Below are 23,735 nucleotides of genomic sequence, written 5' to 3'. Positions count from 1 at the left end.
ATCCCTACCTATAATAACTCTGACTAGTACCTTTAGTACAGGCACAGTTACTAGCATTTTGAAGGAAGTCTAGTCCAATAGTTACCATATGGGTTCCCGTATTAAACCCGGATAGGTCGTTCATAGTAAGCTGGTAAGAATAGGCAAAGAAAAACTGGTTGAAAGTAATCCCAGCCATAGGACCAATATTCAAAGGTTTCAAAAACTGATCGTTAAGGAACCTGTAGGATCCACCCAAAAAGTAGTAGTCTCCCTTTCTGTTAAACTTTCTGTATTTAAAGTTGATATCGGTACTAGAGCGCTTGTCACTATCGAACATCTGGTAGAATACCGACGGCTCAAATTCCACATCTTTATTAGCATTACTTTTAATGACCACACCAGAGTAGATCTGATAATTTAATAATCGGCTCGGCTCGAGTTCTGTAATGCCATCAAGATCCTTAGGTAAAAGGTTGTTGGCATTAAAGCTCAAGAAGAAGGCCTTCCAACGGTATAAAAGCCCAGCATCAAAATTATTGTTAGAGTTGGACCTGTCATCAGTAATTGTTGGATCCACAATTGGGATATCATAGGTTGTATTGAAGTTCTCGATATCGATTCTAAAACTGTTGATATTGTAGGATAGTCCAAAAGACAAAAACTGTTTGGATTTATAATCTAATGTCAAGTGGTGCGCAAAAGAGAACTTAACACCTTTCTGTCTTGTGTTACCATTCTTGTCGTTATAGGCAGATATACCCACACCAGTACGGTTCGATATCCTAAAGTCGGCGTATAAGGATTGGTTGTCTGGTGCATTCTTAATACCGACCCATTGCGTCAGTCCATTGGCTCTAATTTTTAAATTATCACCAATACCAGCATAAGTAGGGGAGACTACAAAATCATTGTCCGCTAGATATTGTGTAAATACAGGTAAGTTTAATTCTTGACCATAGCTAAACGATATGGTAAAAAGCAATACAAATATTATAAGTTTTTTCATCACAATCAATTTTTAAGCTATTATATAATTACCTGTATAGAGTAAAGTGTCCAACAAATTCCTTATCAATGGTATCGTTTGTTTTTACCACGAACCAATAATCACCCATAGGCAATTCAGCACCTTTGTATCTACCGTCCCAAACTTCACCAACACGGTAAGTCGCTACTTTACGTCCATATCTATCAAAAATATCAAAGGTTAGGTTAGGGTAGTTTTCCGTACAACCAGGTGCCCAAGTATCATATTGCCCATCACCGTTCGGTGTAAACCAGTTCGGGATACAAATGTCAATAAACTCCATTTCTATCTGAGCCGTAGCAGAACAACCACTACTATCTGTAGCAGTAACCGTATAGATACCAGATTCTGTGATGATATAGCTATTTTCACTACCATAATCTTCACCGTTCATTGTATAAGTATAATCACCAGTACCACCCGAAGCCGTAGCGATAAATTCATTTAAGCCACCTTCTTCAAAAGTTAGTGTTACAGGGTCATAACCTTCAATATCAAATAATTCGGTAGTCTGTATACAACCATTGGTATGTCTAACATCGATGAAATGATCCGTACCTACAGGAACATTAGTAAACACATTACTTGTTTGGTAAGCTCCGCCATCCAAAGAGTAATCCAATTCAGAAGTATCCGTAATAGAATCGTCAACGGTTACAGTTACGATACTTATGTTATTGTTGTTCTCACAGGCCGTTTCAATAGTAATCTCAGGATTAATAAAAACCGACTCAGGGAAGGTAATGTTCCATTCAGACTCACAACCTTCAGCATCTCTAACATAAACGATATGATCACCACCTTCAAGATTTGTAAAATCAAACTCCGTTTGTGTTGCCGAACCAGTCGTATAAGTGCCGCTATAGTCATCTAAACTAACACTGTAAGGCATTGTACCGCCAGAAATATCAATACTAAACTCACCAGTTTGATCGCCTTGACATAACTCTGGAAAAATAGAATTTGGCACAATACTTAAGATTACCGGTTGTGGTTCTTCAACTGTAAAATCAAAAGTTAGATAACACCCAAGTTCATCCTGAACAATCAATTCATAATCACCAGGTGCCAGGTTTTCAAAAACATTAGAATCAAAGAATTGGTTCAACTGTGGTGATATCGCATATTTTATAGTTCCGGTTCCACCAGTTGCCGTAATCTCTACCGAGCCATTTTGGTTTCCAAAACAGCTAACATCGCTGACTGCTATTGTAGCATCTAAAGGAGCCGTTGGTTCGGTAATGCTTATCGGAGCAGAGGTTGTGCTACAATCACCACTCTCAACTAAAACAATATAGTCACCAGCATAAAGTTCCGTAAAGAACCCAGGGCTGTTCTGTGTTGCAGTAATAGGATTGCCACCACCATCTTGTAGTGTGTATACATAGTTGCCTAGTCCACCAAGAGCCGTTGCAGATATAGAACCATTGTTGTCACCCGAACAGTTAATGAACAGGTTCGAAGCTTCCAAGGTTAAGGTTAACTCAGGTAAAGGATCAACAGTAATCTCATTGGAAACATTAGCCATACAGCCATTAGCATCCTGTACATAGTATGAATACGTGCCATCTGGCACAGAGAATGTAGTTGATGAACTAAAAGTTCCTAATATGTTAGTAAAACTACTATCGTCACTATAGGTATAAGTTCCTGTACCACCAGTAGCACTTAGAGTTAAAGTAGATTCCGTTAAACAAGTCTGTGTTGTCGTTCTAACCAAGTTGACCTCAATAGGAGTAGGCTCACCGATAACGATATCCACGGAAGTAAACTCACAATCATAGCCGTCAGTAATGGTTACCGAATAAGTTCCTGGGCCTAAATTGTTAAATACATTAGTCGTTTGAGGACCAGAAGAACTAGCAGTTGGTAAAATAGTATTCAAAGTATAGCTATAGTTGCTTCCTTGTCCACCAGTAACATTGGTAATGGAGATACTAGCATCTTGATCACCAAAACACGCTAAGGTTGTAGTACTAGGAGTGAATGTCGCCGTAATCGGAGTTGGTTCAACTAATGTTATCGTTTCCGAAACGATACAGCCACCAGCATCTCTAACATTTACTGTATAAGTACCTGCAGATAATCCAGAGAATGAATTATTAGAAGAATAGGCCACCGTAGCGTCACCAGTCAATTCATATTCAAAACTTCCCCAACCACCAGTAGCAACAGCAGAGATGGTACCTTCGTTGTTGTTACAGGTTACATTTGAAGTTTCTGATATAGAAAGCGCCAAAGCTTCAGTAGGTGATGCAATGACCACATCAGCAGTATTGGAACAGAAAGGAATATCAGTCTCAGTGATAACCACAGTAAAAGTACCAGCATTCATACCAGTAACCGTTAATGGGTTTGTAGAGGTGTTAGCATTTACAGGGCCTAGGATAGAAGTGTTCGAGCTATCGAAAATCTCATAAGTATAGGCACCAGTGTAATTTGTAATATCAATATCAAAAGCACCCGAGTTGTCCCCAAAACAAGTCACAGCACTAGGGGTTAGTGTAAATGTAGGTATGATAGCTTCAGGTAAAGAAATAGTGGTTTCTTCAGTACATCCAGTTACAGCATCAGTCACCGTAATCGTATATAATCCAGAAGGCACTCCAGAAAACACATTACCACTTAAACTTACCGAAGCAGGATTTGGAGACATACTATAGTTGAAAGTACCCGATCCACCCGTAGTAGTTAATGTAATCTCACCATCGTCGTTATTACAAGTAGGTAAGGTCGTCGCTTCAGGAGATATGAATAAAGGAGCAAAAACATCAACAGAAACCAAGTTACCACAACCATTAGCATCCTGTATTTCTACCGTATGAGTTCCAGAATAGAGATTTGATATGGTAAACGGAGCAGACATGGTCTGAAAAGCACCGCCATCAATACTATAGCTATATGGAGCTATACCAGCCGTATCCAAGGTCACATCGATTTCAAAGTTACCTTCGGTTACCGTACATTGATTGTTCAATGTCGCAGAAATAACTGGAGTTGGATCCATAGGAACCACAGTTAAAGGACTTGATATAATACAGCCATAAGCATCAATAACATGAACATAGTAATCACCAGCATCGACATTGAATACACTTGCTGATGCCCAACCAGCATCCGTAGCAGTTGGAGCAGTAGCACTTGTTGTGATTTGGTATTGGTAAGGAGCTGTACCATTTTGCGCCACCGCACTCACCATACCAGAGCTAGGCTCACAATTAGCACTCTGATCAACCGAAACCGCTAATTCTAATAAGAAGGCAGACTCTGTAATGTTAAATGTTTCAGTAATTACACCACAACCAGCATTTGTTCCAGAAGTCTCAGAGATGTTCACAAAGTAGTTTCCAAAAGGTAATGGCCCTAAATCGGATACATCTAATGTTCCATTAGCAGGCACATTACCTGTACCACTAACACCAGTAGAGTTGAACGTTAAAGAATCAAAAATCTCAAAAGTAACATCAACACTGCTAGAAGCACTGTTGTTTATGGTAAACGATACATTTCCATCTGCACTACCTGTACAAGTAATATTGTTTGATGTTAACGCCGAAGCCGTTAATGTTGAATTGGTTGGTATTGGTGTCGTAGCAGGTTCGTAATAACTACAATTTGTAGATTGGTCATACACAATGAAGGTATAAGTCACGCCAGGAGTAAGTCCTGTAAACGTAGCCGATTCACTACCTGGAGAATCCTCAGGAATCCATGATCCCGCAGGATTAGGATAAACAGAAATAGGACCTTGATAGATGCTGAAGAAGAATGGTCCAGCACTAGTTAAAGTAGAACCAATACTAACAACAGCCTCACCACCCGTAGCACAATCTACAGTAGAGTTAACAATAATATCTAGATCCGTTGGAGGAGAAGCCACAAGCACATCCTGAACTAAAACAGAACAGCCATTAGCATCTACAACGTTAATTTGATAAAGTCCGAAATCAACCACATCAAAGCTAACAGATGTAGACCCTGTTGTATTAAGCTCAGAGTTAGAATAGCCATTAGTTCCCGTTACAAAATAGTTGTAAGGAGCCGTACCACCCGTAACCGAATCCACGATAACAGATCCTTGAGACACACCACCAGCACCACAGGTAATATCGACAGCACTATAGTTAACGTTGATAGGATCAGGCTCACTGATAGTAATTGTTTCCGTAGCCGTACAAGATTTAGCATCGGTAAGTGTTACCGTGTATGTTCCAGCAGGTAAGCCAGAAGTCTGTGTACCATAGTCGGTACTTGTAGTATCGTTGTTTACATTGATCACAAACGGAGGAGTTCCCACAGAGGTATCAATAGTAACATCAATAGCACCATTACTATCACCATTACAAAGTATAGATTGACTTTCTGCCACTAAACTCAGGGCAGGTAAAGACAATGGTAATACGTTAATTTCTGATGACTCGGCAGTACAGCCATTAGCATCAGTGATTTGGAACTGGTAAGTCCCTTCATTAGGTGTTGAATATGTAAAAGAAGCACCTGTTGACCCTAGATCGGTATAAGTACCACCATTAAAAGAAACAGCATAAGTATATGGTGCAGGTCCTGTAATAGTTCCGCTTAATACCGCATCTGGTGAAGCCGTACAATCCAAGTCCTCTGTTAAAACCACATTAAGGGTAGGAGATGGGATAGGGTCTATAGTGTACGATTCACTGTAGGTACAATCGTTTTCATCTCTTACTTGGAAAGTGTATGTTCCTGGTTCCAATCCTGTGAAAACATTTGAGGATTGGTAAGCTGTAGCTGCAGCAGCAGGAGCAATGATCTGGTATTCTAAATTTCCAACACCATTGGTTACCGATGTAATAGTAACATCAGTAGTATTGGTAGGACAGGTGACACCAGAATCCGTGAATTCCATATCCGTTGGCGGATTTAAAGCCGCAACGGTAATTTCATTAGTAATCGATGTACAGTTATTGGTATCTCTAACCGTAATGGTATAATTTCCTTGGGTTAGTCCCGTGAAGGTATTACTAGTTTGAAAGTTGATACCGTCAATACTATATTCATAAGGAGCGTCACCGCCAGTTACGGTAGTTACCGTAATGGTTCCCGAGTCTAGACAGGTAAAAGGTGCTGATAGCTCAGCAGTTCCTGATATAGCCGTGTTGGCAGTTATGGTAACTGTCTGTGGATCTGTGACACAAATTGAACTACCTGTGTTGTATTGTAATACGACATCATAGTCACCAGCTGTAAGCCCATTAAAGGTGTTGGAACTAGTGAAAGTTGTTCCACCATCGATACTGTACTGGATCCCATAGCCATTAGCATTGGTAACGTTAACGGTCAATACACCTGTATCACCAGGATCACCACAAAGAATATCGGTAGTAGAGATATTGAATTCTGGTTCAGGAAGACTGTCCACAGTTATGGTTGTACTAGCACTACAGTTGTTAGAATCTACAACAGTTATGTCATAAGTTCCAGGTGCTGTAACCACATATTGTGGTACCGATTGGAAATCCGTAGTACTATTGATGAAGTAATAGTATGGTGGTGTTCCACCATCAGGATATATGGTAATCTCACCATCGGTACAGGTTAATGGCACAGTTACAGCAGCAGTCACTGTTAAAAGCGGTGGCTCTATGATAGTAATGTCTTCTGAGAAGATACAGCCGTTTTCTGTTTCTAAGGTAGCTGTGTAAGTTCCTGGATTTAGATTTTCAAAAGTGTAGCTGTTATCCGTAATAGGTCCAACTGTATTTACTAATGTTCCTCCACTATATAGTGTGAAAGTATATTGTGGGTCAACATCATTAATGGCTAAATGTATACTACCCATTTCACCATTACATATAGGTTGTGTTACAGTATGGCTTGCAGTGAATTCTCTTGCTAAAACTTGAACATCTGGAACTGTAAAAACACAAGGGTTGGTTGTTACGCCAGTTTGTCTAATGTAAACAGTGTAGGTTCCAGGATTTGGAATAGAAAACACATTACTAGATTGATAATTGACATCATCAAGACTGTATTCATAACCACTAGGTACGTTATTCACTGTAATACTACCATCTGTAGTACAGATAATATCTTCAGAAACTACGGTAGGGTCTAATAAGTTTTCGTAAACATTAAAATAGAATTGTACGAAACATCCACCAGGATAGTTAATTGTAATACGGTATTGACCAGCTGTGTCAACAAATAAACCAGATTCACTTGGTGGAACTGTATTCCAAACACAAGAATCATCTTCATTAGCACAATCAGGATCAGAAACTGCAGCACAACTTGTTTCATCTAATATTTCCCAAGTTATGTTTGTAGAATCAGCAATGTTTGTTTCAATAAACACAAAATCATCAGCACCACATAAGAAGATGTTTGGTAGTTCTTTTCCGTCATTAGGACATATAACAACCTCATCAGCATAAGGTATTACAGGGTTTGTAGTATCATTGCCATAAAGTTGTACATTATATTCTTGTACTATAGACTGACAAGGTGCGATAGCTGTGTTGTAAGAATAATACGTTCCTGTGTCTGTAACAGTTATGGTTTGCGATGTACCTATTACAGGTGTTCCTGTTGGACTTGTTGACCAAGCATAAGAATCATATCCATCAGCAGCCGTGAGTTCTAAGCTTTCACCACATAAAACATGCTCTTCTTCAAATGTACAATCTAAATCAGCTAAGAAATTAGTGGCTTGAGGAGTTACTAAACATCCTGTATTACTATTAACACTAGGATCATCAGTAATTGTAAAATCAGGATTTATGGTTCCTTGATACGTAGCATAAGCTTGGTTATTAATAACGTTAGAACAAGCATCTGCTAATTGTCCACAATCATCAACTACCTGCGCATTTATTCTAATTTCATAAACAGGATCATTTTCCTCAACTAGAGATTCATCAATGTCAAAAATTAATTCTCTTGTAACAGGATCATAACTCTGAACAGTTACACCTGGTGGTAAAACTAAATCTGTAGGATGGTTATAAACTATATTAATAGGAAGAATATCTCTAATTGTTAAATTAGTAGCATCATCATTTCCTGTATTTTGAAAACCTATAATATAGTTTAGAGATGAACCTAGTCCAACGAGTTGACCACCAATATCATTACCAGCATCATCTTCAACTATTTTAGTAAGTACAATATTAGGTGCTATAATTTCAATAGCGAAAGCACTGAAATAGTAATAGTAGATATCAAGGTTACTACCTAAGCTTATATTAGCACTCGTGGCATTATTAGCAATAAGTGTATTTCCTGGGTTTGGAATGTTTATTATACCAGCATCAAAACCAAGTGTGTTTGTACTACTTGGGTTTCGATCTGTGAATAATTCAGGTGTATTGGTAGCTGGATCAATATCAGAAACCGAACTATTAAAGAAGTTGTTTCCTGGTCTTATTACTGTTCCTGCATTATTAGTTGCGCTAATTGTTGTTCCGTTTAACCTTAAATAATCACCAGTATAGCTTCTATCACCTTCAATAGTACTAAATGCAAATTTAGCACGTACAGGGCCTACAGGAATAGTGTTAAAACCACTCACAGGAAAAGTTTCATTAATAACACTTGTAATCTTTGTAAAACCATCAAACGAAGTAATGTATTGTGCAGGCATTAAAGGGTCTTCATATACAATAAATAAAGACCAACCAGCGGATAAACCTTCGGAATTTGGTCTTGGACCAACTAATGAAGATATGTTTGCAACTGTATATGTTCCTTCAGGATCAGGTAGTGCTGTTAGCATATCAGTTACATCGTGATAATATGCAAATGTGTTAGACTGATAATCATTAGGAGCATTTTGATAGTATATTTCTGTACCAGTTATATCGACATAAGATCCTCCAGGAACTTTAAATTTAACATCTGAAATAGGTGAGTCACCATCGACTACTGAACTCCAATATAAACCAGCATATACGATTTGATAACAGCCATTATCACTTGGTACATCTAAATCGGCACTACTGGAATTGAAGGTACTTGGATCTCCGTCAATATCTACATGTACTGCTGCGTTAGTCCAGTCGTTTGTGGCATTTCCATTGTAAGGATTGGTAGGGTGCAAGCCCACATTGCTGTTTCCGATTAAAAGGATGTCTCCTTTTAATGCTTCATCAAATCTCGGAGAAAACGGTACGAGGTTTTGTGCAAAAGTTAGTTGTCCCAATAATAGTATTACTACAACTATTGTAATTCTAGAAAAAGTAGGTTTTTTCATGATTATCTATTTTTAAATCCTCACTTCTTCTTTGGGGCTTAAAGAAGTGAAGAGCGCTTAACTTCTATTTAATTTTCAATCTTCACTATCGACATTTTTCCATTGTATGGTCTATTTCCTTTTGATTTTAATGCATTGTTTGCACTTTGTATACTATCATATTTTTCATAATAGATATAGTATTTACTTGTTGCAACATCATGGAAGAAGTCAACATCAGATCTTCCGGACTCTACAACTTTAGTAACAAACTCGTTTCGTTTTTGAGGGTTGCTATGCACAGCAATTATAAGGTAGTAACCACTTTCTACATTTTTAATGTTTTTAAGTATTTTTATATTATTTCCAAGTTCTTCACCATAATCAAAATCTTCAGCAGTATATGGTGTTTCTTTTGTTTCTGTTGTGCGTTTTATTCTTTCTAACGCAGCTCTGTCTTGAGCGTATCTATCTTCTTCATTGTCAAAAGCTGCACGTTTTATTCTACGTCTCTTTTCAAACTCTGTCGCAACTCTAATTTCTTCAAGTTTAGTTTCAAGTTGAGATCTTGTTTTTATAGCTTTTAACTGTTCATCTTTTAAACGATCTATTTTTTTCTTGTAGAATAGGTTGACTTCGTCCAATTCTGTATTAGCAATACGTTCGTCATAAAGCTCTTCTAAATCTTTAATTTCTTTGTTACGTTCTTCAATAATTTTGTCTAATTCAGACTTGATTGCATTAAGCTCATTATTCTCAGCTGTAACACTTTTGAAAGGTCTAGGTTGAACTTTAATACCTTGATCACTTAAATCATTCTCTTCTTTAAGCGCCTTAAGGTCTTCGTCTTTAATGTTAATAATATCATTATATCTATCCATTAAATCATTTTGTTGCTCTTTAGAAGCTTCTGTAGATTTAGCTATGGCTTGCATAGATTTGCCTAAATCATCAGTAGGTTTAGTAACTAACTCTTCATTAGTTAGTTTCTCAGCTTCCTCTTTAGCCTTTTGTTCTGCTAATAATTTAGCTTGTTCTTCGGCTTCTTCTTTAGCTTTTTGTTCTGCCAATAGTCTAGCTTGTTCTTCAGCTTCCTCTTTAGCCTTTTGTTCAGCTAATAATCTAGCTTGTTCTTCAGCTTCTTCTTTAGCTTTTTGTTCTGCCAATAGTCTAGCTTGTTCCTCAGCTTCCTCTTTAGCCTTTTGTTCTGCTAATAATCTAGCTTGTTCTTCAGCTTCCTCTTTAGCTTTTTGTTCTGCTAATAGTTTAGCTTGTTCTTCGGCTTCTTCTTTAGCCTTCTGTTCAGCCAATAATCTAGCTTTTTCATCAGCTTCCTCTTTAGCTTTTTGCTCAGCTAAAATTTTAGCTCTAGTTTCAGCAATAGCTTTAGCTTTTTCTTCTTCTTCCTTCGCTTGTTGCTCAGCTAATTTCTTGGCTTCAGCCTCTTCTTTTGCTTTTTGTTCCGCTAATAGTTTGGCTTGTTTATCAGCTTCTTCTTTAGCCTTTTGTTCAGCTATTCGTTTTGCTTCTGCCTCTTCTTTTACTTTTTGCTCAGCCAACTTCTTAGCTTCAGCATCTTCTTCAGCTTTAGGTTTAGAAGTCCCACCAAGTAAATTTGTATTTCGAGATTTTGTATTAGAAGACTTAACTACACGACGTCTTCTTTTCTTGTTTCCATTTGAAAAAATACCAGTCACTTCATCATCATTACCATAATTGTAATAGTTATCATTTTTGAATCGGTAGGCCAAAGTGATTTCGTGTGAAGGACCAAATTCACCTAAATCACCACCAATAGGTGTCTCATAGTTGTATTCAATTGCAATCTGTTCAGTAATATTCAACCCTAAACCACCTGAAACACCATATAAAGTATTATAACCTACTTGTCCCCAAATTCCTTTAGGAACTGTAAGCATTGCTATACCAGAGATAATAGTTTCATCTTTTTGAAATTCTGATTTTATCATACCAGAAAACTTACTTTCATCAAAAAAACCTCTACTATCCATATAACCCGTATAAAGCATATGTGCTTGTAAGCCTTGTTGTGGATTATCTTGAATAAGTTCTGAAGTGTTAAGATTATACAGCGCGAGGTTGCTTACAGAAACCCCAAAATCTAAAAACTCAGTACCGAAATTGATACCAGGATTAATAGTTAGCAAAAAATTTGAAGGTACATTTTCTAATGCTGGATCTGCAAAGTTTGTAACTACATTAGAAGTGTTAACACCACTACTGTAAGCACCAACATTAAGACCAAAAGTAAGATTGTTATCGCGTCCTAATCTTGCGTTGTAAGCAAAGTTTAATACTCCACCAAAAGTTGTAAGTACACCATAGTTTTGCTGAAAAACACTTGCACCAGCACCTATGTTTTCACTAAATCTACCAGAATAGGCAGCAAGGTAGGTGAGTGGTGCATCTTCAAATTGTACCCATTCTCTTTTGTTGTATACTGTGATATATTTTGTTTGTTCTCTAACAAAACTAAATGTTGGGTTTATAGCAAAGCGATTGAAGGTTAAAGAATTTCTTGTAGGTAAATTAAACGCAACTACTCCGTCATCTTCTTGCGCTTGCAAAAGTTGCGAGAAACAGATACATAATAATATGACTAATAAATATTCTTTCATATCACTTTACTACAGTTATTGAGCCTTTTTTAGTTTGATTGTTTGATGTTGTTATTATATAGTAGTAAACTTGATTAACACTGGTTAAATTCAAATCGTTTTCTGGCCAGTTATTTTGATAATCATTGGTTTGCAATACAATTTTTCCTTGGTTGGTCATAATAATAACCTCAGTGTCTGTTCCACTTACATATTGCTGCGGAATCACCCAAGTATCATTAATAGTATCTCCATTAGGACTTATCATATTAGGTATTTTTTCTACATCTGGGAATAAGTCTAAAGCCTCTTCAATTATAAATTCATATTCAACTGAAGCTTCACAACCTACAGTCTCTGTTATAACCACTGAATATGTTCCAAAATCTGTAGCTTCATAAGTAGCTTCTGTAGCACTTGGTATTAATGAACCTTCTAAATACCACTCATAGATAGGAGCTGTAGCTGTAGAAGTGACTTCAACAAAAAGAGTTTCGTCTTCAAACATTTCATTGATTTCAGGAACATTTATAGAACTTTCAAATAATTCGCTGACCAAATCAATAGAGCCAGAAGCAGAACAATCACCTAAATCTACTTGAACTGAATAAGTCCCAGACTCACTTGTTTGGTACATTTGGCTTATAGCATCAGGAATTATAGCTCCGTCTTTGTACCATTGATAGCTGTTACCACCAATAGTACTCAAAGTTGTAAGACCTTGCTCAGGACAAAAAGGATTACCTAAGCTAGAAGCAATAGTAGCGTTAGCCTCTCCAGAGGTTGCTTCACTAATTGTAACACGGTTAGAAAATGAATTTGACGTACATGTACCGTAATTAGTTTCAACAAAATAAGTGCCTTCTTCACTTACCGCTAGAGTAGGCCCTTCAGCTACAAATACAGAAGTTGTTGGTCCAGTTTCTCTGAACCAGTTAAAGGTTAATGAAGGATAGTTTAAAGGAGAATCATTAGATCCAGTACCAGGATTGTCTATTGTAAGCAGATAACTACCGCCTGTACAAAATGCTCCTGTGGATACTAAATTATTGATTGTAAAAGGTGAATCCTGAAGTTTATAATAAGCTGCAAAAGAAGTTGAACCAGAACTTGTTGCTACTGGTGATGTACTTTTTATACGTATTCTATAATTTTCTCCTGCAGTGGTTTCTGGTATAGAAAACGTTAAAGTTGCTGGCGACGTTGTTACCTCGCCTGCGTTAGATGTGTAAATAGTTACTGCCTCAGAAAAATCTCCATCAGGATTAGACATTTCAATTATAAATTGATTAGAACTGTCTATCCCATTTTCTGGTGAAAATACAAATGTAGTGTTATAGGTGTTGAAAGATTCACTTGCACATGCCTGACTAAACCCTAAATTAGGAGAACCAATTACTATCTGAGCTGTTACTTGTTCAGATAAAATTGAAACAAGAACACACAGAACAACTATAAGTTTGTTTAGGTTAATAGGTTGGGACATTTTTTTGGGATTGTAGTTTTCTAGGCTTATAAGCTTAAAGGATTTCTTTTATGATTCATAGCAATTCATATTAAAAATTTAATTTGAATTGCTATGAATCTCATTTGCTCTCTTAGTAGGAAAATGAGAGTTTTTTTCTAATCTTCATCGTCAAAGTTATCATTAGAAGCAATGATACCATTTACTTTTAATCTAAAGTCTGGTTTTCTACTATTGTCAGAGTCGATGAATGTTTCAGAATCAGGACCTTTTGAATATACATTATCAAAAGCTCTACTACCATACCAACTTTCTAAGTCGTCGTTATTGGTTTGTCCTTTTTTGAAAATGTTTCCTTTACAGTTATTGAAGTACGTATTTGTAAACTGTATTTTGGCTAGGTTATCGTTATTGATAGCAATTCTTTCATCTAAGATTACAGCTGGATTAAATCCAGAAATTACACTTTTATCAATTGAGAAAGATACATCAGGACCAACATAAATAGCTTCTTGAACAAGACCAACACTTATATCGTATTTAATATCGTTGCTCACATTCATAAGCGTTAAGTTTTCTGCTTTAACAAGAGTTTCTTTTTTTGAAGCATCAGCATCTTCCTTAATGTTATAAGAACTAACGTGTAAACATTTAGAGCCATCAGGACTAGAAATGTAAGGAGATCTAACTGCTAAAGAATTATAAATATTAGCTTGTGCTCCGTGATTAAATTTAAAATCATTTTTACTAGATCTAAAAGATACTGCTTGCTCTAGTAACACTTCACCACCAAGAACATTGAAGGAATTTCCTTGTGAGTAGCTTACCATAACATTAAATATTGATGTTTTTATACCTACACCAGCGAAAGTAATACCACTAAAGTCTTCGTGACCAACAGTTCGTTTTCCAGCATATTCAATTCTAACATGTTTTAATACACCAGAGTTACTGTAAGCATCGTCACCACCGTAGCTTATGTTTTCAGTTGACGAAGGTTTTAATCCATAATTTAAAGAAGATATTCCTCCGAAAATATTTATTGGAGCATTTCCTAGAAGGAAAATACCTCCCCAATCACCTTGTTTCTTATCACTTTTATTAGAAGTAAACACTATAGGGTCAGTAGCAGTTCCATCTGCAATGATTTTTGAACCTCTACTTATAATAAGAGAACCTTTGGTTTTAAAATCACCAAGGATTACTGTTCCAGGCTCAATTGTAAGAGTTGCTTCGTTAGTAACGTAAACTTCACCCAGTAGAAGGTAGGTGTTTCTTTTTGTTAACGTTGTATTCTCAGTGATATCACCACTCAATATCTGAGTAGGCTCACCATATTCTGTTTGATTAGGCTTAAAATCTGTCCAAGAGTTTAGCCAATTGTTGTAACCGGTAATTCCTTTTTCCTGTTGTGCAAAGCTTCCACAAAACACAAATAATAAAAGAATTTTAGTTAAAGTAATTTTTTTCATAGTAGTCAAATTCATTATTAGATTAAAGGGCGTTTTAAACTATTAGACCAAACATAAAAACAATACCTATGAAACACAAAATTTATCGATGAAATACATGTATTAATATAAAAAAACTTAAAATTCTTACAAAAAAATTCTTTTTATCGATTAATAAAATACTATTATCAGTTAAGTGTGTAAATTTTAAGTTTGAAATGAATAAAAAAACCCAAGCAAAAAGGCTTGGGTTTTTAAGTATATGTTGAGATAATTTGAGTTAATCTCTTTTAAAATCTTCGTAAGTATGTAGTGCTTTTAAAGTTGATTCGTAGAACAAAATAGCAGCAATTAAATCTGTTGTGTCAGAATAAGGTAAAATCTTCTTTTGAAACTCTATCGCTTTATCAAAATAAGTCTCAGAAGCTTCAATATTTTCTTCTAAAGCCTTAGTGTTATCTTTTGTTTCTGGTATACCTAAAGAAGCCATAGTAACTCCTGGCTTTGTTGCGAAAGCAATATTTGGTAAAATATTAACAATTACTTCAATACGCTCTATGTATAATGTTAGTAGATCGCCTTTTGGAAGTTTTTCCAAATCTTCACGGCTATGATATTTTGAAATATTTACTTTACCACTAATAATACTTGGCGATTTATCCTTTTTTTGGGCAAAGCTAGTACCAATCATCAAGAAAAAAAGGATACTGAATAAAGTAAGTTTTGTTTTCATTTTAGGGCTTTTATTTATTCTTAGTGAAGCAAATCTATACAAATTATTAAATAAATCAACTTTTTTTGACATTTTTTTTGAAAAAAAACACACATGAAATGCAGATTTTATGGATGAAATACACTTTTTAAGGACGAAAAGTAAAATTATCCGATAAAAAACACATGTCTTTTAACTCGGTTTTTAGGGCATTATTTCAGTCTTATTTTGAGATTTATTTTGTGTGAAAAATTTTAAAAAGGTAGCATTTCATCGGAATTTTTTGAATCCTTTTTCATTTAGTCGGAAATAAATAGCATTGATATGATTTTTAATGGATTACGATTTTAATAGTAGAAATTTGACATATCTAAAATGTATAGCCCTATGAAAAATCTAATTCGTAATTTTAGTATTCTGTGTTTCTTTTTATTTGTTAATACGCTTTTAGCTCAAGACTTTGATGCAGCTACGAGCCCATTGTTTGATAGAGCAGAGGCACAATTAAGTAACAGTGACACTATTCCTGATTACAGATCTCAAACTAATAAATTAAAGTTAACAGGTGTTGTGTACCAAAGTGACGGAGTAACTCCAGCTAAAGATGTTATAATATATATTGAACAAGCTGACGAAAATGGAAACTTTGATTTAAGAAAAGAAGGTGATGAGCGCTATGTGTTCCATAGAAGTTGGGTAAAGACAGATGAAGAAGGAAGATACACGTTCTATACATTTGTTCCAGGTAATGACAGACGTTATAATCAACTACAACAAATATATCCTTTAGTAAAGGAGCCTTCTAAAGATGTATATGCTATTGATACATTTTTATTTGATGAAGATCCGTTATTAACTAAAAGTTGCAGAAAGCGTATTTCTAAGAAAGGTGATCCAAATAGAATTTTGAAGTTAGAAAACAAAGATGGATTACTTGTTGCACAACATAATATAGTATTAAGTGCTTCTTAATTATATAGTATAAAAATTATTAATTAACCCAATTACAATAACCCTCGTTATAAACAATGCTTGTTTGGTAATATAATAAAACAATAGGTTAATAATGTTGTTTTTTATATTCTAGATTAAAGGTAAGTTTATATCATGATTTTTGAATGAAACATAAAGTAATTGACCTCAATAGAGGTCGCTAAAAAGAAACATTCAAAAGACATATTCTCTAAAAACTCATAAAAGCTCTTGAAATTATCAAGAGCTTTTGTGTTTTGTAATGGTTCAATAAATGAGTAAAGCCCTATTCATTTTCATGAATAAGACTTTACTACCAAATCAACCAATCAAAAAATAGTTTCAGTAAGGCTTTGGTATGCCTTCTGAATCTGTTTCAATAAATTCTAATACCGTAGACGGATTTTTTACTTGCTTAGCTTTATCAGCAGTAAAAACAATTGCACCGTTAAGAACTTTAGGTTCTTCTCTTAATAAGGTAATGCAATCATTTTCGTTGAATGCACTTAGGTCGCCTTCAACTTCTTGCTCGTTTAGTAGGCTGTTGATGCTTTTATTTAAGCGACTTGCTAAGTCTGCCCATTGGGTTCCTGTGACTTTCGTCTTGGTTATATCGATGTCTAAAAGGCTTTTTTCTGATGCTTTTAGATATGCTAATGTCTGTTCGTCTGTATAATTTTCACCGTTGTAAACACAGGTGATTTCTCTTTCGTCTTCGCTAAATATTCCCATAATTAATGTGTTTTCATTGTTTGCTTTCTCTTTTCTAACTGTTTTAATAGTTCTTTTACACTTTCTGAAACTGCTGCTTGAAAATCGTCTTTAGATGATTCTGCAAATAGGCGAGGACCTGGTGCGCTTAAGCGAATGCCAGATATTTTTCCTGTTTCGTCTGAGGATGTGTTTTCTGTTTTAAAGAATACATCTGCTCGTGTAACAAACTCGAAGCGTGAGAAAACATTTTCTAGTTTGTCTTTTGTAAAGCTTTCTATGGCTTCACTTGCACTAACATCGTGGTATTGAAATATTACTTGTTGTTTATTTATACTTGTATCTGCCATAATCTTTTGCTGTTTTAATCTGTTATTTCAAAGTTATGATGATAGGCTAAGGTGCTTTGACTTATATGCTACAATTGTTTCCTTATTTAATTAGAATGCTAATTTGTAATTGTTTATTGGATTGGTTGTGTAAGAAAAATCTATAGTAACGTCGGATGAGCCTCGGCTTAGGCTCGGGATAACTACGGGATAGACATGGGTATGATAGGGTGGAGGTTAGGCTTTTGTATTAATATGTATTTGTAAGGATAGGATTCTTTTTTATGTTTTATTTAACGTGGTTTTATTGATAGCATTAACTTATAGATTGATTACGGCAATTTTTGATGTGTGGCTCTTGTAATTTTATGGTATAGCAAATCAGAGAGGTTTGCAATAAAAACTAAAAATTATAGAATTATGTCTAAACCATGGCAAGATAAAGCAGAGGGCAATTGGAATATTGCTAAAGGAAAATTGAAACAAAAATGGGGTGATCTTACTGATGATGATCTTGATTATAAGGAAGGTAAAGAAGATGAGCTCTTAGGTAGAATACAAAAGAAAACTGGAGAGTCTAAGTCTAAAATTAATGAGTTCTTAGAAGAATTAAAATACTAGTTTACTAAAGTTTATAACTTAGTTAGTTTGTTTAGAGAGAAAAAATCTTGCTTATGGCAAGATTTTTTTTTTGATGATTTTAAAGATGTATAGTGTCTAAAGCACATACGTGCATTTTGTATAACAACTCGTATAAAAATAGTAAAAATGTTATACAAAATGCATGACACTAAAAATTAATTATCATTTTGATTGTGAAGCTATTGCATTAAATTATATATTAGCAAAAAAAAGACGTAAATACAGACTTATTTACGTGTTGTGCTTCATTAAAACCAACCGCTAACCAATGATAAAATTCTTTAGAAAAAGAAGACAAGATTTACTTTCAAAAGGTAAAACCGGAAAGTACTTTAAATATGCCATTGGTGAAATTATACTTGTAGTGATTGGAATTTTAATTGCACTTCAAGTCAATAATTGGAATACAAACAGGGTTGACAATCAAGAATTACAAAAATCTTTAGAAAATTTACATGCGGAGTTTACCATTAATGAGCAAATAATATCTAAAGCTATAAAAGCAAATGATAGTGTAATAGAAACTGCGAAACGCCTAATTAATCTAATGAATTTGGAGCGCGAATTGCTTACGAATGAAAACACAGACAAACTTCTATTTGATATTTTTGAAAATGGAAATCTCGAGGTTACTGAAAATTCTATTTTAGAAATATTACAATCCAATAAGCTTCAAAAAATTAAAAACGATTCTTTAAAAAAGTTAATCGTAGAATGGACGCAAAAAAGAAATAGGATTGCCTTTACTGGAAAAAATGTTTCTGAAAAAGATGAATATTTACTCAAGTATTTGATGAAACGATATCCTCTAAAGAATATAGATGCCTATGGCGTACTTCAATGGAAAGAATCTTCCACTATAGAAATTGACAAGTATCTGATTTTTTATGACATTGAGTTTGAAAATATAATAGATGACTACCTTTATAATATTGTGAACTTCAATATGCGTTTAAAGAGTCTTAAAGAAAATGTTAATCAAATCATAGAATACTCTTACAAAGACTATGACTTAAATGAATAAATAACGAAAGCACAACAACGTGTATAGCTCATTGCGGCTGAATTCCTAATCGGAATTCATTGCAATTTGCTATCTTTCGGTTACGGCGGAAAATCATAGCTGATTTTCCGCAACGAGCCATACACAAAACCGTTAAGTGCAATAACTTCTTCGAAAATTGGTCAAAGTTTTGTTAGCAAAAGTCGTTTCAAGAAGAAGGAAAAAAAGTGGTTGAACTCTGGTTGAACCAGAGCTTCAAGTTTTATCGATAAATCGTGTGAGAGTTACACTATCAAATACGAGGTTTCGTATTAAAAACTTGGTAGAAGGTCGTGGATTTTTTTGAGAAAATCAAGGCTTCGGCACTTTTTTTTAATTCTACAAGCGACTTTGCCTTTAAATAACGACAACATATACCTGTACATATTGCATGATTTAAAGGCGGTGCAAACCAAACTGTGAGACTAAATTATGCTCGAATCGTGACTGCGTAAATAAGCGCACCAGCCATTTTACGGCTTTGAAATAATTGCACTATATTTACTACACTTAACAAGGGCTATATACAATAGTAGCATGTCCATTGTGATAAAGCGGTGCGGTGTTAAAATGCTGCGCATTTCTGGTTCACACCGTCGCTAATACTGTACATAGCCTTTAACGTTAGCTACAATTTAAACCAAACATTATGAAGAAAATTATTTACCTGATTTTATTAATTACGATTTCAAATTCTGTTTACTCACAGAAAAGCCTTATTGATGAAAAAAATGGATTCAAAACAATAAAACTTGGAACTCAAAAAAGTTCTTTCAGCAATTTAGAACTATTTCAAAACTTGGATGATGGATTAAAAGCTTATCGTTACAGACCATATGATAGCGATTTATATAAAGTTTTTGATTATGAATATGATGCAATTATTCTATATTTCGACAAAAATAGCTCATTAGTTATGATAATGATTACCAAAGTATTTACAGGTAATAATTTCTATCAAAATGCACTGAGTTTTTCAGATAAAACAAGAGAAACGTTTATGAGAGTTTTTGGAAAATTTGACGAAGTGGATTCAGACGATAATAGTGGAAATATTAGCGTCACTTGGTATGGAAAGAAAGCGTTTTATTCTGTAGGAACAATTTACTTTGGAATTTCAAAAGGCAAAGCTGAATCGAATGTTATAATTGGAAAAACGGAAAAATTGAGTTCTGGATTTTGATAAAAAACTGTAGCTAACAATGTATTATATTAATTAATTCAAATAACCCCTATAAATAAAGGGTTTTAAAAGATTAATTTAGAAAGGGTACAACATAGGTATAACATTTTAACCTATCATTTGAAGTGATCTAAAGATATAAAAAAACCGCTTCTAAATTAATAGAAACGGTTTTCAATATGTATTTAAACTTAAAGTTATTAAGCTGCCGTACCAGAGCCTAAATACACACTATTCGATACTTGTGTACCATCAGCAGAAACAAATGCCATAAATAGCTCTACAGTATCTCCCGCATAGGTACTTGGTATAGTAATTACTTGAGAACCTACAGTTCTATCAGCACCATCAAGAATTGATACAGATTCTTTTTTACTTGGATTGTAAACTAATACCATCGCTTTATCGGTTGCATTTGCATTACCCTCTGCCGAGTTATCATCCCAATCAAAAGTTACTTGTCCTGGTGTTGCTAAATCGGTTGAACCATTTAAAACACTTGACAAAGAACCTCTACTTAATAAAGCTAAAGAATAATCGATTGTAAAGTTAGGTGCGATGCCTCCTACTGCATTATTTAATACATAAGACATTGCAGCATTAAATTCTGTTTTCTTAACAGCAAAAGCCTTATATCCAACTTTAATAAAATCGCTTGTCGCTTGAAGATACTCCAATGTAATAGTAAACTTATTACGCTGATTTACCTGTCCTTCTGTACGTGGATTCGCCACGCTTGCTGGCTTAATTCTTATGTAGTCAATACCTTTCCAACTACCGCCAATAATACTACCTACCTTACCCGATAAGCTTCCTAAAATACCCTGTGGAATTTTTCCCATTTTTATAACAATTTAAAATTAATATTCGTTCGGACTTGGTACGGACTTGACATTGCTTTTAAACCTTCTTTTCGTTACTAATATAACGAGAATTATGCCATTTTGTTACTGTTTTAGGCTTGTCTGATGCCTTTGCATTAGGCTTCTTTACTTTGCATTAGTTTGAAACAATTACGGATATATGCAACCTTTAAAACTGCCATTTTATCAATGACATTTTGAAGCTCTTTTTCCTTTTTATTGATAACCTCAACCGCTTTGATGTGTTTTTGCATCTGGTCGCTGACATTATGAGAGGATTTGAAGCCTTTTTTAAGCGTGTTTCTGCAATCATCTACAGAAATAAACGGAATAACACTACCTTTTAAATAATAAGCGTAAAAACCGCCTATTTGCAACATCATAGATAAGTGAAATAGCGTGTTTTTTTCTGTTTCGGTTTTTGTGATTACTACAAAACAGTTAGGACAAGGATTTGAGAGGGGTTTTCCGCTGTTAAGTCCTTTGTTTAGGATAAAAAAATGAGGGTTCGAGTAGGTTCTTCCGATTAGGTGGGTTTTCATTTCAAAATAAGACATAGCTATCCAATTAAAAGTTCGCTACGCTCACACATATTTTTTTTGAAAATGAAAAAGAAAAAAATTAAAAAAAGAAAGCCTTCAGCTTTGTGGCGTGGGTAAGGCTGTCAAGCTTTTTTTAAAAAAGTTTTTGAAAAATTTTATTGAAAATGAAATTGCTCTAATTTAAGCCTAAAGCTGTTTTGTAGTAGTAATAAAAAGTTTTTTAAAAAACCGTAGGCTTGAGCTTTATAGCCTTAAAGCGTGGGATGTAGGAAGCCACATATATTTGCTATCTTTTATTAATTTAATGTTATACCTGCCAATATTACTATTATAACAAGCATAATGATTGTGAAAAGTTTAGTACCAAAAGAATCATCACCTTCAGGATTTTCGATTTTATTACCGTTTACATCTAAATCGTGAGGAAAGAATAAATCAAATAAATCTTCAATTATTTGTTTCATACTATAAATATAACTTTTCTGGGGAATTAACACTTAAAAAAATAGGTTTTAGTACTGTACTGAGCGATGGATGAAGCGTATGTATGGGTAGCGTTTTAAATAGTTGTTTGATAAAACAGCATTTAAACAAGCTACTTATACAGGACTTTTAGACAATAGCTTATTGATTTTTTGAGGTACGATAAAAAGTAATATGCTATGGCGTAGTACTGCACTTTACAAACCTATTTTTTTATAACCGCTGATTTGGGTGGTGGGGAAAAGTGGAAAGGTAAAACGTGGAATATATAAACTATTACGAAAATGACATAATTAATACATAATAAAAAAAATTGAATATACAAAGAGGTCTAAATAAACTAAAATAACCAAAAAATAATATCCTAATACTTATCTTTAGAACTTTTAAAACAAAACCTATTATTTATAATATTAAATGGGAAATAAGGCTACAACAGTTGAGCAACAAATAAACAGGTTAGTAAAAAGAGGACTTGTTTTAAACAATAATGAAGACATTGAAAAAGCAAAAGAAATATTATCAGATATAGGCTATTATAGATTAGGTTTTTATTGGTACTACTACCAAGATAAAGACACACATGAATTTAATGAAAATGTAGCATTAGATGATATTGTAAAACTCTATTATTTTGATTTTGACTTAAAGATGAAACTTTTAAGATATATATATAGAATAGAGGTACATTTTAGGACACAATTAGTATATGAGGCATCAAACCATTATATCGACAATAATACATGGTATGTAGAACCAAAAATAATTAATAAACTAGACTATGATGAATTTTACCAAATATACGAGAAGGTAAAAAGTAACAGTAAGACTTTATCAAAGCACCATGCTAATAACCCTGATCAAGATTATGCACCTGCTTGGAAAGTTTTTGAGTTTTTAACCTTTGGTCAAGTATTTAACTTCTACAATAATTTAAAAAACCAAGAACTCAAAAAGAAAATAGCTGGAATTTATGGATTTAGAGACATTAAATTGCTTAATAACTATTTGAGTGCATTAATAAATATTAGAAATATTTGTTCACATAATGGCGTACTTTTTGATTATGAACAACCTTATGGGATAATGCGTATACCTAATATGAAATATAGAAATAAGACATATAATAATACAAACCTCAATGCTTCTATAAGATTATTGCTATTCATGTTAAGCAAGGTTTCTAAAAATAGAGCCAATGAGTTAGAACAAGAATTGAAGGATTTATTTACTGCTGCAAAAGAAAATAATCTAGTACATGACGTTATTAATACTAAAATCAAATTTGACTTATAGTGTTAAATAATAACTAACATAATAAATATTGGTATTAAAATTGTATATTTGTACTCGAAAGTGCCCGTTTATACATTCCGCTATATGTGAGCACTATAAAATAAGATTAAAATAACCTAGACGTTTTACGCTCTAGGTTTTTTTTATACTGCACTATAGTAATATTGAAAATACATGAGTAATTAATAAGGTTAAAAGAAGTTAACTTTAA

At 34.3% G+C, this 23,735-nt stretch carries 16 protein-coding genes; 5 read left to right on the top strand and 11 right to left on the bottom strand.

Annotated features, from left to right (window positions below; all coding sequences use genetic code 11):
• Positions 1–4 precede the first annotated feature (4 nt).
• The 6 genes from QGM60_RS06180 to QGM60_RS06155 form a co-directional block, all read right to left on the bottom strand.
• Positions 5–988, bottom strand: coding sequence for a type IX secretion system membrane protein PorP/SprF (locus QGM60_RS06180; protein WP_281139366.1), 984 nt, complete (start codon positions 986–988; stop codon positions 5–7).
• Between the two features lie 28 nt (positions 989–1,016).
• The gene (locus QGM60_RS06175) at positions 1,017–9,236 is read right to left on the bottom strand and encodes a T9SS type B sorting domain-containing protein (RefSeq protein ID WP_281139365.1); all 8,220 of its coding nucleotides are present in this window, start codon (positions 9,234–9,236) and stop codon (positions 1,017–1,019) included.
• Positions 9,237–9,304: 68 nt separating this feature from the next.
• A complete protein-coding gene (locus tag QGM60_RS06170) occupies positions 9,305–11,854 on the bottom strand; it encodes a PorP/SprF family type IX secretion system membrane protein (RefSeq protein WP_281139364.1) in 2,550 nt (849 codons plus the stop codon).
• A gap of 1 nt (position 11,855) precedes the next feature.
• Positions 11,856–13,319: a gliding motility-associated C-terminal domain-containing protein gene (locus QGM60_RS06165; protein WP_281139363.1), complete on the bottom strand. Its 1,464-nt coding sequence runs from the start codon at positions 13,317–13,319 to the stop codon at positions 11,856–11,858.
• A gap of 137 nt (positions 13,320–13,456) precedes the next feature.
• Positions 13,457–14,770 (bottom strand): hypothetical protein, encoded by a 1,314-nt coding sequence (locus QGM60_RS06160; protein WP_281139362.1) that lies wholly within the window; start codon positions 14,768–14,770, stop codon positions 13,457–13,459.
• 259 nt (positions 14,771–15,029) lie between these two features.
• Positions 15,030–15,482, bottom strand: a complete 453-nt coding sequence (locus QGM60_RS06155) for a hypothetical protein (RefSeq protein WP_281139361.1) — start codon at positions 15,480–15,482, stop codon at positions 15,030–15,032.
• Between the two features lie 366 nt (positions 15,483–15,848).
• On the opposite strand from QGM60_RS06155, the gene QGM60_RS06150 reads away from it, so the two are divergent.
• Positions 15,849–16,433: a hypothetical protein gene (locus QGM60_RS06150; protein ID WP_281139360.1), complete on the top strand. Its 585-nt coding sequence runs from the start codon at positions 15,849–15,851 to the stop codon at positions 16,431–16,433.
• Between the two features lie 342 nt (positions 16,434–16,775).
• Here the strand turns inward: QGM60_RS06150 and QGM60_RS06145 are convergent, their stop codons facing one another.
• Both QGM60_RS06145 and QGM60_RS06140 read right to left on the bottom strand, forming a co-directional pair.
• Positions 16,776–17,165 carry a hypothetical protein gene (locus QGM60_RS06145; protein ID WP_281139359.1) on the bottom strand — a complete coding sequence of 130 codons (390 nt, stop codon included), beginning with the start codon at positions 17,163–17,165 and terminating at the stop codon, positions 16,776–16,778.
• Positions 17,166–17,167: 2 nt separating this feature from the next.
• Positions 17,168–17,494 carry an HPF/RaiA family ribosome-associated protein gene (locus QGM60_RS06140; RefSeq protein ID WP_281139358.1) on the bottom strand — a complete coding sequence of 109 codons (327 nt, stop codon included), beginning with the start codon at positions 17,492–17,494 and terminating at the stop codon, positions 17,168–17,170.
• A 399-nt stretch (positions 17,495–17,893) separates the two neighbouring features.
• On the opposite strand from QGM60_RS06140, the gene QGM60_RS06135 reads away from it, so the two are divergent.
• The 3 genes from QGM60_RS06135 to QGM60_RS06125 all read left to right on the top strand — a co-directional run bounded on the left by QGM60_RS06135 (position 17,894) and on the right by QGM60_RS06125 (position 20,340).
• Entirely contained in the window at positions 17,894–18,094 is a 201-nt protein-coding gene (locus QGM60_RS06135) for a CsbD family protein (RefSeq protein WP_281139357.1), read from the top strand.
• 289 nt (positions 18,095–18,383) lie between these two features.
• On the top strand, positions 18,384–19,139 hold the full coding sequence (locus QGM60_RS06130) for a hypothetical protein (RefSeq protein ID WP_281139356.1): 756 nt from the start codon (positions 18,384–18,386) through the stop codon (positions 19,137–19,139).
• 667 nt (positions 19,140–19,806) lie between these two features.
• The gene (locus QGM60_RS06125) at positions 19,807–20,340 is read left to right on the top strand and encodes a hypothetical protein (protein WP_281139355.1); all 534 of its coding nucleotides are present in this window, start codon (positions 19,807–19,809) and stop codon (positions 20,338–20,340) included.
• 200 nt (positions 20,341–20,540) lie between these two features.
• On the opposite strand, the gene QGM60_RS06120 is transcribed toward QGM60_RS06125, so the two are convergent.
• The 3 genes from QGM60_RS06120 to QGM60_RS06110 all read right to left on the bottom strand — a co-directional run bounded on the left by QGM60_RS06120 (position 20,541) and on the right by QGM60_RS06110 (position 22,209).
• Entirely contained in the window at positions 20,541–21,182 is a 642-nt protein-coding gene (locus tag QGM60_RS06120; protein ID WP_281139354.1) for a DUF6266 family protein, read from the bottom strand.
• Positions 21,183–21,319: 137 nt separating this feature from the next.
• Positions 21,320–21,745 carry a hypothetical protein gene (locus QGM60_RS06115; RefSeq protein ID WP_281139353.1) on the bottom strand — a complete coding sequence of 142 codons (426 nt, stop codon included), beginning with the start codon at positions 21,743–21,745 and terminating at the stop codon, positions 21,320–21,322.
• Between the two features lie 296 nt (positions 21,746–22,041).
• Entirely contained in the window at positions 22,042–22,209 is a 168-nt protein-coding gene (locus QGM60_RS06110) for a hypothetical protein (RefSeq protein ID WP_281139352.1), read from the bottom strand.
• Positions 22,210–22,645: 436 nt separating this feature from the next.
• On the opposite strand from QGM60_RS06110, the gene QGM60_RS06105 reads away from it, so the two are divergent.
• Positions 22,646–23,524 carry an Abi family protein gene (locus QGM60_RS06105; RefSeq protein WP_281139351.1) on the top strand — a complete coding sequence of 293 codons (879 nt, stop codon included), beginning with the start codon at positions 22,646–22,648 and terminating at the stop codon, positions 23,522–23,524.
• The last annotated feature ends 211 nt before the right edge of the window (positions 23,525–23,735 follow it).

Source organism: Winogradskyella sp. SYSU M77433 (assembly GCF_029911945.1).
Classification (GTDB): domain Bacteria; phylum Bacteroidota; class Bacteroidia; order Flavobacteriales; family Flavobacteriaceae; genus Winogradskyella.
The sequence above is the reverse complement of the archived record's forward strand: the minus strand, read 5'-3'. Positions and strand labels throughout refer to the sequence as shown.